Here is a 13819-nt window from a genome sequence, read left to right on the forward strand (position 1 = left end):
CAGCCCTGCGCGCGCAGCGGCACGTGGATCACTCGATCACGACACTACGGCACCGGCTCAGCTACACCCTGATCGCACGCCTCGGGCAGTGCCCCTGCTGCGGCAGAGCAAGCGCAAAGCTACTCTTGTGACACAGTAAGAATAGGCTATCCCCACTTCGAGCCCCCTAACACTAGGAAGAAGCCGGACAACTGTTCTGCTACAAACAAATAGCAGTAGCTGAAGTCTCCGTGCAGGTTGTGGCGCCCAAGTTTTTCCAAAGAGTTGGTGATCGAACCCCCGATTTGTTGAGTCGGTAGCGGGAATCTCCACTGGCGCGCCAGCCTGCGATCAAAAGACCAGGTTGACAGGGAGGTTCCCATGAATGGCTTTTTCCGAGCGTCACCCCGGCGCTTTTTCGCAGCGCTTTGCTTAGGGCTTGGCGCTTGCTCCGCGATGGCGTCGATCAACAACGGCACTTTCGATCCGCCAGTTTGGACCACGTTCGAGACCCCGCCGCAGTTCGTCTCATCGACTCCGCTGGGCGCCGTGCGTGATCCCGCGAACATCTTTGGCTACGACTCCAGCGTTCAAGTCATAGGGCCTTCCGTCGGCTTTGAAGGCCGTGACGGGGTGCCACGCGAGAAGCCGGGCGCACTCGAAGACCCTCCGTCAGCAGACAACTCCAACGTCGACGAGTGTGGCGCGACCACCGAAAACCCTGTGGTCATCGCAACCGGCGAAAAGATCAAGACTGATGTGGACTTCGTGTCCGCCGGCAGCTACGGCCTCTCGCTGACGCGGACGTATCGCAGCAAGCAGGCCGAGGGCAACCTGTTTGGGCGGAACTGGCACTCGTCGCTGGACTATCCCGTCTTGCTCTTCTCGGGCTGCTATCGCGATCCGGAGATCGGCAACTGCGTGGCGCCGATGTCGCTGACCTTCGCCGATCAAGACGGCGCGAAGTACATCTACGCGAGGGGCGAAGACGGCACCTACACCGTCGGTGGGAACTTGAAGGCAGGCTCGATCCGCGGCTCTTATGCGAATGGCTTCTCGCTGAGCAAATCGAGCCATGGCTACCAGTACGACGGCACCGGCGTGATTCAGCGAATCTACAACCGAGGCGGCGTCACGTTGCTGAGCTTTCAGCACAACAACCTCAAGCAACTGGAGAAGGTGACCGACGCTGGCGGTCGTACCGTCGAGTTCACCCGGGTCAACGGCAGCGTCACCACTGTCAAGGACCCTGCGGGCAAGATCTGGAATTACACGTACGACACCCGAGGCATGCTGTCGACGGTGACCTCACCGGGCTCGTCCGCAGACGTCCGGAAGTATCACTACGAAAGTAGCGTCGCCTGGTGGCTTCTGACGGGCATCTCGATCAACAACGTTCGGTACAGCACCTACGACTACCACGCTGATCAACGCGTCAAATCGAGCGGCCTGACGGGAGGCGAAGAACTTGACACCTTCGTCTACAGCACCAACAAGACGGTGGTGACCTCGGCCAAGGGCACAGTGGCCACGCATCTGTTCAGCAACCTGTCAGGCAACCTGCGCCCTTCCTCCATCTCTGTGCCGGGCACGACCAGTTGCCCCGCGGCCACCGCCAAGACCTACTACGATGCCAACGGCTACGTCGACTACAAGCTCGACTGGAACAACAAGAAGACCGACTACACCTACGACAGCGCCGGCAGGCTGACGGATGTGACCACGGCCGCGGGCACGTTGGCCGCCGCGACGCAAAGCCACACCTGGGTGGGTGACGACATCACCAGGACGCAGTTCAAGGACTCGGCCGGTGCTGCCTTTGCCCAGGTGGACTATGCGTACCACGCCACCGGTCTTGAGCGCGGGAAGCTGCTGAGCGAAACCCGGCGGGACCTCAAGACCGGGAAGGTGCACAAGACCAGCTACATCTACACCTTCCATGCCAACGGCGTGATGGCCACGCGAACGGTGACCTACGACTTGCCGGGCACCACGGCATCGAGCATCTGGCGCTACAGCACGCTGGGCAACCTGACCTCGTTCACCAATGCTCTGAACCAGACCGAACGCTGGAGCAACTACAACGGTCGAGGGCAACCCGGCCGGCACCAGAGCATCAACGACGTCATCACCGACTACGTGTACGACGACAAGGGCAATCTCTCGACAGCGACGGTGAACCTCGAGACCGGGCCCCGGACGACGAGCTTCACCTTCAACCACGATCGGCAATTGACCGACGTGGTCCATGCGGACGGGAGCGCGCAGCGCCGACGTTACGACGCGGCCGGCAACCTGAAGGAGATGGGCGACGCGCACGGTTTCTCCACCCGCAGCTGGGACAAGGCTACCAACACAGTTGCCTGGAAATCAAGCCGTCACGTGCCGACGCTGAGTAGCGGGGTGCCGGTGGCGACGAGCGGCGGCGAGTTCGTGTCCAAGACAGTGCTCGACAGCCAGGGGCGTACCTGGATCGTGAAAGGCAACAACGGCCAACAATTGACGGTCACGCGCGATGGGAACGGCAACGTGCTCACCCGCACCGATGTGGAAGGCCGCACGACGAAGTACGAGTACGACGCGCAGAATCGGCTGGACAAGCTGATCCAACCCGACACGGGCATCGTCGACTACGTCTATGACAAGGAAGGTCGCCTGGGCAGCGTGAAGGACTCGCGCAACCTGAGCACCGGCTTCACCTACGACGGCTGGGGCAGGGTACTGACCCGCAGCAGTCCCGACACGGGACTGACCACCTTCACCTACGACATCGCCGGCCGACCACTGACTGAAAAGCGCGCCGACGGCCAGTACATCGAGTACACCCATGACGCCTTGGGACGCGTGACCTCACGCTCCGTGGGCAGCCTGACTGAGACGTACCACTACGACGAAGGCACCTATGGCAAGGGCCACCTGACCCGCATCACTGACGCCACAGGCAGCACGACGTTCACTTACAACGCAGCCGGCGCGCTGGTCGCTCAAACGAGCGTCATCGACGGCGTCAGCTACACGACAACTTGGGACTACGACTCGCTAAGCCGGCTCCAGACCCTCACCTATCCGACTGGGCTGAAGCTGGACTACGACTGGGACACGGCGGGCCGGTTGACCAACATCGACGGTTGGATCGGCAACCAGTGGATTCGACTGGCCGACAGCTTCCTGTACCAGCCTGCCACCGGGCGCCCGTACGCATGGCGCTACGGCAATGGCCTGGTTCGCTTGGTCACGCTGGACACCGATGGCCGGGTCAGCCGACTCGAAAGCCCGAGCGCGCATTCCTTGAGCTACACGTGGAACGCCACTGACACCATTCGCCGCGTCGACGACAACATCGTCAGCGCCTACGATGCGGCCTACACCTACGATGCAAGCGACCGGCTGCAGTCCGTCACCCGCACCGGCGATTCACAAAGCTTCGAGTTGGACGAAGTGGGCAATCGCATCAGCCACAGCCGAGCGGGCGTGACCTATGGCATCACGTTCGACACTACCAGCAACCAGCTGGTCAGCTACAACGGCGCGGTGAACCGCACGTTCGGCTACGACGCCAATGGCAACGTGAATGCGGAAACGCGATCAGATGGCAACCGGGTCTATGGCTATGACGGCTTGGGCCGCATGACGGGGCTGTGGATCAGCGGCCAACTCAAGGGTGACTACGGCATCAATGCTCTGAACCAGCGCGCAGTGAAGGCCAACCCTGGTAGCACGCACTTTGTGCAAACGGCGGGTGGACAACTGCTGGCTGAGTACGGCGCCAAGAGCACGGCCTACGTGTGGCTGGGCGGCGAACTGCTCGGCATCGTGCGGGACAACCAGTTCCGCGCCAGCCACAACGACCACCTGGGCCGTCCGGAGGTGCTGACTAGCAGCACCAAGGCGGTGGTCTTGCGTGCCAAGAATGCGGCGTTCGATCGCACCGTCGTGACCGACAGCGTCGGTGGACTGAATGTGGGCTTTCCGGGTCAGTACTTCGACAGCGAGAGTGGCTTGTGGAACAACTGGCATCGCTTCTATGATGCGCAGACTGGGCGGTATCTTCAATCAGATCCCATCGGGCTTGCTGGAGGTATCAACACCTACGAATATGTTGGAGGCAATCCTCTCTTGAATGCTGACCCTTTCGGCTTGTTCTGCATTGACAAGAATACGAAGTCCGCCATTTCGGAGGGTTTGGGGACTGCCGTGGGCGCGGCCGCCACCGGAGTTCCGCTTCCCGCCGCGCTTGGTGCTGGCGTTTTGGCTGGCGGCGTTACCTACTTTGGCGGTTCTGCAGCCGGGGCATCGGTTTCGGGCGCAGCCCTTGGCGGAGCTGCGGCCATGTCGCCTGGCGGGGCAATTGCGGGTGCTGTCGGCGGATTTCTGTCAGAGTCTGACGGAGGCGTTGCGGCGGGGCTGGTGGGAGGAGTCGTAGGCGGTGTATACGAGGGGATTCTCAGCCCGGCAAGTCGTATGGGAAGGCTCAGCCCGAGAAGTTGGAGTGCGGTAGCTGGCCCCATAGTTCGAGGTGTCAAGGGCGGCGTGGTAGGAGCAGCGACAAGCGCCGGTGCGGAGTGGTTGATGGACAAGGCCAACGCTGCGTTCGGGGACTGCACATGCGGCCGCTGAACGACGTACCCAAAGGTTTGCGGGCCACAGGCCTAGTGGTGCTTGGATTGGCTGTCGCTTTCGTCGGTCGAGAACTGCTCAACGCGCTGATGGATGCCGTGCCCGGATGGGCGCCGACGATAGAAAAGTTCGGCGGGTTCGTGCTTGGGCTCTCGGTGGTATTGGTCGCCCTGCTTCCGCTCTTTCGTCTCTACGGCGTGTTTGATCGCAGCGAAGACGATGATGTGACGTAAGTAAGGATGCCTTAGCAGGCTGCTGAAATACCTTCTTCGACCGACCGATTTCGCCGACTTCACAGGGTGCGTGACCCCTTGCCCAATCCCAAAAAAAGCGCATGCAACGCGTTCTGGGCGGTCGATGCCCGCTACGCAGACGACGCCAAACCGTATTTCAGCAGCCTGCTAGGAGAAAATCATAAATTGGCCACGAAGCGCGTACTTGACCGTGCTCCTTCTTCTTGCGGCATGGCTGGTTTCCATCTATCTTGTCTATGAACACGTCAAGCAGTCATATCATGCCGTAGGCTTCAATGACGGCTCAATATATCAGCGCGAAGCAACTATTCAGGAAATAAGGCGCCGACTTGTCATAAAAGTATGCCGACCAGAAGACAGGCGGCATGAAATTTTGGCAGTTAAAGCCGAATCACTCTACATCGCACCAATTGACGGTGACGTCGCGCGATTCTGCGAATAGCTTACCGTGCGCTGTAGATGGGAAGGTGAGCGCAAAAGAGAGAGCTGCCATGACGACGACCCCGCTTGTTTGCGCAAAGAGTGGCCAAGAGTTCTTGCCTGAAGAAGGGGGCAAGTGTGGTGTGTGCCAGCGCCTGCTATTGAGCCAGTATCTGCGAAGCAAGCTCTTCACGCGTCAGTTAACGCCCGTTTGTGTGGACTGCTTGAGCGATATTGCCGAACTTACCATCAAGGGGAGGTTGCCGAAGCCGCGGTCTGGAGTTCCTGACAGATGAACTTGTGAATCACTTTGCATTCGGTGTGCTGTCGGTTGTTGAGGCGACCTACAGTGCTGGGCTACCTCGCTAGCTTCCAGCTGCGTCACCTGGCAGCATGGCTTTGAACGGGCTGTGGTAGATAGGGGCGCTCAACGCAAGGATGACTACGACTTCAATGCGCTGAAGCCAATAGCACGACCTATGTGTGGCTTGGCGGCGAATTGTTGGGCATCGTGCGCGACGCCAAATCAACGCGAGCCACAACGACCACCTGGGACGGCCCGAGGCGCTCAGCAGGTCAGCGGCCGATCCTGACCTCGGTGCGGAGGTCCCCGCGACCCAGCCGGTTGAAGACATTCGCTCGTCAACTGATACTGTCGAATCACTCGTCAATAACCCGTGTCGCGCACTGCCTGCCCTGACAGTGCGCACGCCCTGGGAGGATCAACTTGAGGAAACTTGCCTTCAATCCCCGCCGCGTTGCCCTGCTGCTCGGCTTCGCGCTGACCGCAGTGACTTGCGCCCCCGCCGCGGCGCAGTCGGCTCGCAGCTACGCGGTGATGTCCTTGTCGGCTGACAAGATCTTCATGGTCGCGCCGCAAATGACCACCGGCAGCCGGTTGGATCGGAATCTTCGCAATTCCTTCCCGACCAGCGACGACGGCCTGGAAGTGGTGGCCGTTCAGGCCGCAGCCGCCGCGATCAAGCAGCACGAGGCAAACGCGAGCATCGAGTTGTACGTGACGCGAGACCCCAAGATCTATGACGAATTGGGCGCCGAAGATGGCACGGTGGACCTAGGTAAGCTATTGACCAAGCTAAAAGGCGTGGTCGCGGATTCGAAGGCCTCCCATCTGCTGCTGATCACGAGGCATCGGGATACCGCACGCTTTCCACTGGCGGAAGGATACAAAGGAGTTGGCCGGGTCTACGGCGTGGGCTTCTATGTCGACGAAGAGGCTCGATTGCAATACAGGACCGGCGAGTTCCGCCGAGGCTTCGTGGGACCGTACGCCGCGTTGAAGGTCCAGCTCATCGAGCTGGCGACTGCCCGCACGGCCCGGGAAGATATCGTGCTCGCGTCGGAGATGTTTTCCGGTGCATTGACGGCTGAATCGGCATGGAAGGGCATGTCGACGGCGGACAAGTCGGACGCCCTGCAACGCATGATCAAGCAGGCCGTCGACGACGGGGTCACGCGAGTGTTGAAAGCGCCATGAGGACGAGAAACGTTGCCGCGATGCTGCTGGCCACCGCATCTGGCTGCAGCCGGCTCACGTCGACAGCGCCGAATGCCCGACTGGCGCGATGCTGGCCGTGACCGGCAAGATCAAGCGCTTCAACGACAAGGCGACCGCGAGCTACCGAGCTGCTGAAACTGCCAACGAAGAAGCTGAAGACCGGCTCGGAATGGACTCCGGTGGCCGAGTGGGCCGGCCCGACCATCGACGAGGTGCTCAAGGTCGCCGACATCGACGCATCAGCGACTAGCTCGATGGCTCTTCAGCCAGCTTCGGGGTTCATTCGAACCTCGCGCAGGTTTGCAAATTCCACCGTCGGCAGTCGCTCGCAACTCCAATATCCATGCGGTGTCTGCGTTGTGCAGCGGCCGTTCAGTCTGACTTTCAGGCCGTGATCCTCAGCGCGCGCTCGGGACCCCGCCCCGCCCGGCCGCTTCGTGTGTCGGTTGCGACGGCACTGTCGAACGATCGGCGCTCCCCGTGGGCGCAGCACGCCAAGCAGGGCGAGAGGCGACGCGTTACGACGGAATGTGGCGCTGCGCCGGCAATCGCGCGCGGCGGGGCAGGTCACCACCAATTTCAGGAAGCGCTCGGGAAGAACATAACGTTCCAAATCTGCGCTGAAAGAGTGAGCTAAGTTATAGATGCGTAAAGCGAATTTTTGGTTAGGTTTCAAACCTTAATCTGACCTAACTCCTTCCTAACCTCGTTCGTAAGTCGTTGATTCATAAGGGTTTGTCGGAGAACCGATGTTTGGTCTCGAAAACCTTGAAGGTTCTTCGCTAAGTGGTTGTTTCACAAAGAGTTTTCGAACCTCACTCAGAGACGGTTAGGAAAGTTATGTGTTTCCCGAGGCCGTCCGGATTTTGGTGCCGCTGTCCGCCCAGAGGGCCGAACGGTGTCTCCGGCCGCGCGATCGGGGCCTGGTCAGGGATAGCCGTGCGGATAACGAGTTATCGTTACTGACCCGCGGCGCACTGCAGTGCAGGTGAGCTATTGAGTTGGCCCTGCAAAACGGCTGCGGCCCGCATGAATGCTCGCTTTTCGGCGTGAATCTTGCTGGCGATTTCTCTCGAGTTCAGCTCCGAACGAGCACGATTTCTGGGGGATTCGAGGATGCAGACGGCCGACTTTTTCCGCGCACGCATCGACGCGATGATCAACCTGAGTGATCCGCTGGCGGTGCTGGCAACCCGGTTGCCATGGGCGCAGATCGAGGCGGCGCTGGCGTCCAAGTTCGAGCGTCAGGTTCACGCGGGCCAAGTGCTCGAAGGCGGCGATATGTTCGGCCCCACGCTGGTGACAGTTGGTGCGGGCACCAGCAACGCCGGTCGCCCCAGGTTGGCGCTTCGCCTGATGGCCAGCCTGATGTACCTCAAGCACAGCTTCAACTCGAGCGACGAGGAGGTCTGCCAACGCTGGAGTGAGAACGTGCTGTGGCAGTTCTTCAGCGGCATGGACTACTACGAGCACCGGCTGCCATGCGACGCCACGCAGATCGGGCGCTTCCGGCGCGACCTGGGCGAGGACGGCCTGGAGTTGCTGCTCAAGGCCACGATCGACACGGCGCTGGCCATCCAGGCGCTCAAGCCCAAGGACCTGCAGCGCGTGATCGTCGACACCACGGTACAAGAGAAGGCCATCGCGCATCCCGTGGACAGCCGCCTGCTGGAGATCGCGCGACACAAGGTGGCCAGCGCCGCCAAGCGCGCCGGCATTGCGCTCAAGCAGACCTTTGCCAAGGAGGGCAAGGAACTGCGTCGGCGGGCCGGCGGCTACGCGCATGCCAAGCAGTTCCGCCGCCTGCGCAAGGTCGTAAAGCGCCAGCGCACGATCCTGGGCATCGTGATCCGCGAGGTACAGCGCAAGCTCGACGCGCCGGACTTCTGCCCCACTCACCCCAAAGCGGTGAGCGACCTGCTGATGTGGCTGCAGCGCGCCGAGCGCATCCGCACGCAGCAGCGCAACGACAAGAACAAGCTGTACGCGCTGCATGCGCCGGAAGTCGAGTGCCTGGCCAAGGGCAAGGCCCGCAAGCCCTACGAGTTCGGCGTCAAGAGCGCCGTGGTGGTCTCGCACAAGCACGGCCTGATGCTGGGCGCTCGCACCTTCCCCGGCAACCCCTACGACGGCCACATCCTGAGCGCCGCGCTCGAGCAAGCGACGAACCTCTTGCAAGACCATGCCCTCAAGCTCGAGCAGGTCGTGGTCGACCTGGGGTTCCGCGGCGTCGATGCGGACAACCCCGGCGTGCAGATCATTCATCGGGGCAAGTTCAACAGCCTGAGTCCGCAGCAAAAGGGCTGGCTGCGCCGACGCCAGGCGGTCGAGCCGGCGATCGGGCACCTGAAGTCCGATCACCGCCTGGACCGCTGCTGGCTGCAAGGTGCGCTGGGCGATGCGATGCATGCGATCAGCTGCGCCGCCGGCTACAACCTGCGCTGGCTGCTGCGCGCGATTGCCCGTCTGGGCATCAGGCCGGCTTTCTTGCGTCTGTTGACCGCGGCACTGTCGCTGGCCTCGGCCATATGCGCCTCACAGAGCGCTCCTCGCCGTCCTGCGCCAGCCTGACCAGGACAACCTCACACTGCGTCGAGCTTGGTCGATGAGCGGGAAGGGAATTTTGCAGGGCCGACTATTGAACCCTCTGCCGCACGGCGGCTACCAACTGGCGACCGCCAAGGACCTGCGAGAGCGCAACAGCGCGCTCAGCCGTTCCTGTCCATCAAGGATTCAAGGATTGCCTCGACGCCGGCGAAAGGCACATGAGCGGCGTCGACGACCGAGTCGCGGCCGTCTTGCCCGAGCTGAGGCGCACCAGCGAGATCACAGAGGACTACCGCGTCATCCTGACGGTGGCCGCATGGCCCTGCGGATGCCCGGCGCGAGACGCGCTGTCGCTGTCAGGCGAGGGCGTGCAACGAGCCTGTCTAAAACTCACCGATCAACGAACCACCTTCCCAGGTGAAAGTCGCGCGATCAGCCGAGAAGAGTCTTAGACACCAAATGGCAGAAACCTAGCATTCATGCGGCCTGCAGCCCGATTCTGCCTGTACTGCTGCATCATCGGCGTATGGGCGCTGAAGTCCTGCACCGGCAGGTTCTCGTTCTTCATCGGCGGTGTCGTGGCAAAGGCGTCAGTCGGCTTGCTCGTCGCCTGCTTCGGCTTGCACGTCTTTCTTGCGCAGGCGCACCGGTTTGCGCTCTGCCGGGGCGGTGGCCACGGGCGGCGGCGGGGCGGCCGGCTCGTCTTCCTTGATCACGCGGGTGAAGGGCGCCAGCAGCTGCACCAGCTGGCCGTAGACCTTCGGCGAGCCGGCGACGACCTCGCGCTGGTGCAGGAAATCGGCCTCGCCCGTGAAGTTGCCGATCAGGCCGCCGGCCTCGGTGATCATCAGCGAGCCGGCGGCCACGTCCCACGGGTTCAGGCCGGTTTCGAAGAAGCCGTCGTACCAGCCGGCGGCCACGTAGCACAGGTCGAGCGCGGCGGAGCCGGGGCGGCGCAGGCCGGCGCAGTGCGGCGCGACGGCCTCGAACATCTTCAGGTAGCGCTGGAAGTTGTCGCCCTTGCGGAAGGGGAAGCCGGTGCCGATCAGCGCGTCGCCCAGGCGGGTGCGCTTGGAAACACGCAGGCGTTTGTCGTTCAGGAAGGCGCCACGGCCCTTGGAGGCCATGAACAGGTCGTTGCGCGTCGGGTCATAGACGACAGCCTGCTCGATCTTGCCTCGGAACGACAGCGCGATCGAGATGCAGTAGACCGGCAAGCCGTGGATGAAGTTGGTGGTGCCGTCCAGCGGATCGATGATCCACAGGAAATCGCTGTGCTTGGCGCCGTGGGTGCGGCCCGATTCCTCGGCCAGGATGGCATGGCCCGGGTAGGCGGTGAGGATCGTCTCGATGATCGCGGCCTCGGCCGCATGGTCGACCTCGGTGACGAAATCGTTGGCGCTCTTCGCGGTGACCGTGAGCAGGTCGACATCCAGCGATGCCCGGTTGATGATCGCCCCCGCGGTGCGGGCCGCCTTGACGGCGATGTTCAGCATGGGATGGATGGATTGCGACATGGGCGACCTGAAAAAGCTGGACGAGCGGGAGCGGGGAACCGGGCTGGCGGAGGAAAAGAGCGGGGCGGGACGGGGCCAGCCTGGGTGCAGGCCGGACAATCCACGCGAAGCCCCAGATTTTAGCCGCCCATGCCCGACTCGCCAGTGCCAACCCGCCCCGACACCACACGATTCGTGCTGATGCACACGAGCCACCCCGGCAACGTGGGCTCAGCGGCTCGTGCGATGAAGGTGATGGGTTTTTCAGACCTGGTGCTGGTCGCACCGCGTTTCAATGACGTGCTGACCCGCGAGGAAACGCTGGCGATGGCCAGCGGCGCGACCGATGTGCTGGCCGCTGCGCGCATCGCAGGCAGCCTGGCCGAAGCCTTGGACGGCGTCGACTACGCCTGCGCCACCGCGATGACACCGCGCGACTTCGGCCCGCCGACTTTCGCGCCGCGCGAGCGTTTCGCGACGCTGGCCTGCGAAGGCCACCGCGTCGCCTTCGTCTTCGGCGGCGAGCGGTTTGGCATGGCCAACGACGACGTCTACCGTTGTCACGCTGCCCTGAGCATCCCCACCGACCCGGCCTACGGCTCGCTGAACCTCGCCCAGGCGGTGCAGGTGCTGGCCTACGAGTGGCGCCAGGCCCTGGGCGGCTTCGCCGTCGAAGCGCGCACGCCACCGGTGATCTGGGCCGATGGCGCCGCGGTGCAGGGGCTGCTGGCGCATTGGCAGCAGGCGCTGGTCGAGATCGGCTTTCTCGACCCAGCGGCACCGAAGAAGCTGGTGCCGCGCCTGAACCAACTGGCCAACCGCGCCGCGCTGACCGCCGAGGAGGTTCACATTCTGCGGGGCATCGCGTCCGCCATGCAGCGGGCGGCCAAAGCCCCAGGCGGTGAGCGGAGTTGAGCGCCAGATAAACTCATTCGTCCCGCAACTAACCCACCAGATCGGACGCCCATGTTCGGACGCTTGCGCGAAGACATCGCCTGCATCCTCGAGCGCGACCCCGCGGCTCGCACGACCTGGGAGGTTTTGACCTGTTACCCGGGCCTGCACGCGTTGTTCATGCACCGCCGCGCCCACTGGTGCTGGACGCACGGGCTGAAGTGGCTGGGTCGCTTCATCTCGCACGTCAGCCGCTGGCTGACCGGCATCGAGATCCACCCCGGTGCCACGATGGGCCGGCGCGTCTTCATCGACCACGGCATGGGCATCGTCATCGGCGAGATGGCCGAGGTCGGCGACGGCTGCACGATCTACCAGGGCGTCACGCTCGGCGGCACCTCACTCGTCAAGGGCGCCAAGCGCCACCCGACGCTGGAGGCCGGCGTGATCGTCGGCGCCAATGCGGCCGTGCTGGGTGGCTTCACCGTCGGGGCCGGCGCTCGTGTTGGTTCAGGCGCGGTGGTGACCAAGCCCGTGCCGGCAGGGGCCACGGCGGTCGGCAACCCGGCGCGCATCATCGCTGCCGAGGTGGACGCCGCGCGCGAGGTCACGGCGGCGAAGATGGGCTTCTCGGCCTATGGCGTGACGAACGGTGACGACCCGGTCGCGCAGGCGATGAAAGGCCTGATCGACAACGCCGGTTCGCACGAGCACCAGATCGCGTTGCTGTGGCAGGCGATCGAGAAGCTCTCGGCCCGTGCGCGCGAGCTGCCGAACGAGGAGTGTGTGCCGCAGGACGCGCACACCACCGAGAACTTCGACGCCGAACGGCTGAACCGCCTCGTCAAGTAGCGCAAGTCGGCGGCGGGGCAGCGCCGGCCGGCGCCGCAGGGATCAGCGTCGCGCCGCCTTCGGACGAAACGCGTCGCAGACCTCGGGGTCGGTCTCGAGGTACGGGCCCCCGATCAGGTCGATGCAGTAAGGCACGGAGGCGAAGATGCCGGCCGCCGGTGGGCTGGCGTTGGGCAGCCCTTCCAGCGTCTCGGCGATCGATTTCGGCTGCCCTGGCAGGTTGATGATCAGCGCCTTGCCGCGGATCACCGCCACCTGACGCGACAGGATCGCGGTCGGCACGAAGCGCAGGCTGATCGCGCGCATCTGCTCGCCAAAACCGGGCATCTCGCGGTCGGCCACGGCCAGCGTTGCTTCCGGCGTCACATCGCGCGGCGCCGGGCCGGTGCCGCCGGTGGTCAGCACCAGGTCGCAGCCGGCTTGGTCGACCAGCTCGACCAGCGTGGCACTGATCTGCGCCTGCTCGTCGGGGATCAGGCGCGGCTCCCACTGCACCGGGTTGCGCAGCGCGCGGCCCAGCCAGGCCTGTAGCGCCGGAATGCCCTTGTCTTCGTAGATGCCGCTCGACGCGCGGTCGCTGATCGAGACCAGGCCGATGCGTACCGGCTCGAAGCTGGTGTTGGTGTCACTCATCGTCGTCCTCTCCTTGTTCGCCGTCGTCGGGCTGCGACGCCGAAGTCGCTGCCAGGGCGGTCTTGATCAACTGGAACATCTCGCGGTAGCTGCGGCCGTGGCGTTGCTCGACGGCTTCGGCCTTGGCGTCTTTGCGGGCGGCGCGCACGAGGCTGCGCAACTGCTGCGCGTCGGTCTCGGGGAAGTTGTTGAGCCACCGGGTGATCGCGTCGTCGCTGGCCAGCAGCTCTTCGCGCCAGCGCTCGGCTTCGTGCAGGGCCAGGGTTTCCTTGGCGCTGCCCAGCTTGGCGGCGGCCACGGCCTCGCGGATCGGGGCCTCGTCGGTCTGGCGCATCAGCTTGCCGATGAACTGCAGCTGGCGCCGCCGGCCTTCGTGCGAGCGAATGCGGCGGTACTCGGCCAGCGCATCGAGCAGCGCCTCGGGCAAGCCCAGCTTGGCCACCCGCGACGCGGGCAGCTCGGACAGCTCCTGCCCCAGGGACTGCAGGCTGTGCATCTGGCGCTTGAGCGCCGACTTGCTGGGCCGACCGGCGTCGTCTGCGTCGTCGTCGGGCTCGGGCAGGTTGTTGTCGTTGTCTTGGGGCGCTCGGCGCATGAGGGATCGGCGA

The 13819-nt window shown here is 63.6% G+C and carries 10 protein-coding genes; 6 read left to right on the forward strand and 4 right to left on the reverse strand.

Features of this window, described 5'->3' with window-relative positions; translation table 11 throughout:
* Nucleotides 1-360: 360 nt before the first annotated feature.
* The 3 genes from VFY73_RS07275 to VFY73_RS07285 all read left to right on the forward strand — a co-directional run bounded on the left by VFY73_RS07275 (nt 361) and on the right by VFY73_RS07285 (nt 6768).
* Nucleotides 361-4596: an RHS repeat-associated core domain-containing protein gene (locus VFY73_RS07275; RefSeq protein WP_329717262.1), complete on the forward strand. Its 4236-nt coding sequence runs from the start codon at nt 361-363 to the stop codon at nt 4594-4596.
* Nucleotides 4584-4829: a hypothetical protein gene (locus VFY73_RS07280; RefSeq protein ID WP_329717263.1), complete on the forward strand. Its 246-nt coding sequence runs from the start codon at nt 4584-4586 to the stop codon at nt 4827-4829. The genes VFY73_RS07275 and VFY73_RS07280 overlap by 13 nt, the downstream gene beginning before the upstream one ends.
* A 1168-nt stretch (nt 4830-5997) precedes the next feature.
* Complete coding sequence (locus VFY73_RS07285) at nt 5998-6768, forward strand: hypothetical protein (RefSeq protein WP_329717264.1); 771 nt, start codon at nt 5998-6000, stop codon at nt 6766-6768.
* Here the strand turns inward: VFY73_RS07285 and VFY73_RS07290 are convergent.
* Complete coding sequence (locus VFY73_RS07290; protein ID WP_329717265.1) at nt 6743-7021, reverse strand: hypothetical protein; 279 nt, start codon at nt 7019-7021, stop codon at nt 6743-6745. The genes VFY73_RS07285 and VFY73_RS07290 overlap by 26 nt on opposite strands.
* An 884-nt stretch (nt 7022-7905) precedes the next feature.
* Between VFY73_RS07290 and VFY73_RS07295 the strand changes: the two genes are divergently transcribed.
* On the forward strand, nt 7906-9360 hold the full coding sequence (locus VFY73_RS07295) for an IS5 family transposase (RefSeq protein ID WP_329717266.1): 1455 nt from the start codon (nt 7906-7908) through the stop codon (nt 9358-9360).
* Nucleotides 9361-9926: 566 nt separating this feature from the next.
* Here VFY73_RS07295 and VFY73_RS07300 read toward each other — a convergent pair.
* Nucleotides 9927-10853: an inositol monophosphatase family protein gene (locus tag VFY73_RS07300; protein ID WP_329717267.1), complete on the reverse strand. Its 927-nt coding sequence runs from the start codon at nt 10851-10853 to the stop codon at nt 9927-9929.
* Nucleotides 10854-11033: 180 nt separating this feature from the next.
* On the opposite strand from VFY73_RS07300, the gene VFY73_RS07305 reads away from it, so the two are divergent.
* Both VFY73_RS07305 and cysE read left to right on the forward strand, forming a co-directional pair.
* Nucleotides 11034-11747 carry an RNA methyltransferase gene (locus VFY73_RS07305; RefSeq protein WP_329717268.1) on the forward strand — a complete coding sequence of 238 codons (714 nt, stop codon included), beginning with the start codon at nt 11034-11036 and terminating at the stop codon, nt 11745-11747.
* Nucleotides 11748-11798: 51 nt separating this feature from the next.
* Nucleotides 11799-12578: a serine O-acetyltransferase gene (gene cysE, locus VFY73_RS07310; RefSeq protein WP_329717269.1), complete on the forward strand. Its 780-nt coding sequence runs from the start codon at nt 11799-11801 to the stop codon at nt 12576-12578.
* 42 nt (nt 12579-12620) lie between these two features.
* Here the strand turns inward: cysE and mog are convergent, their stop codons facing one another.
* Together mog and yjgA are read right to left on the reverse strand one after the other, a co-directional pair.
* Nucleotides 12621-13211 carry a molybdopterin adenylyltransferase gene (gene mog / locus VFY73_RS07315; RefSeq protein WP_329717270.1) on the reverse strand — a complete coding sequence of 197 codons (591 nt, stop codon included), beginning with the start codon at nt 13209-13211 and terminating at the stop codon, nt 12621-12623.
* Nucleotides 13204-13806 carry a ribosome biogenesis factor YjgA gene (gene yjgA, locus VFY73_RS07320; RefSeq protein ID WP_329717271.1) on the reverse strand — a complete coding sequence of 201 codons (603 nt, stop codon included), beginning with the start codon at nt 13804-13806 and terminating at the stop codon, nt 13204-13206. The genes mog and yjgA overlap by 8 nt, the downstream gene beginning before the upstream one ends.
* Between the last annotated feature and the right edge of the window lie 13 nt (nt 13807-13819).

The organism is Ideonella sp. (assembly GCF_036277275.1).
In the GTDB taxonomy this organism is placed as follows: Bacteria; Pseudomonadota; Gammaproteobacteria; order Burkholderiales; family Burkholderiaceae_C; genus Ideonella.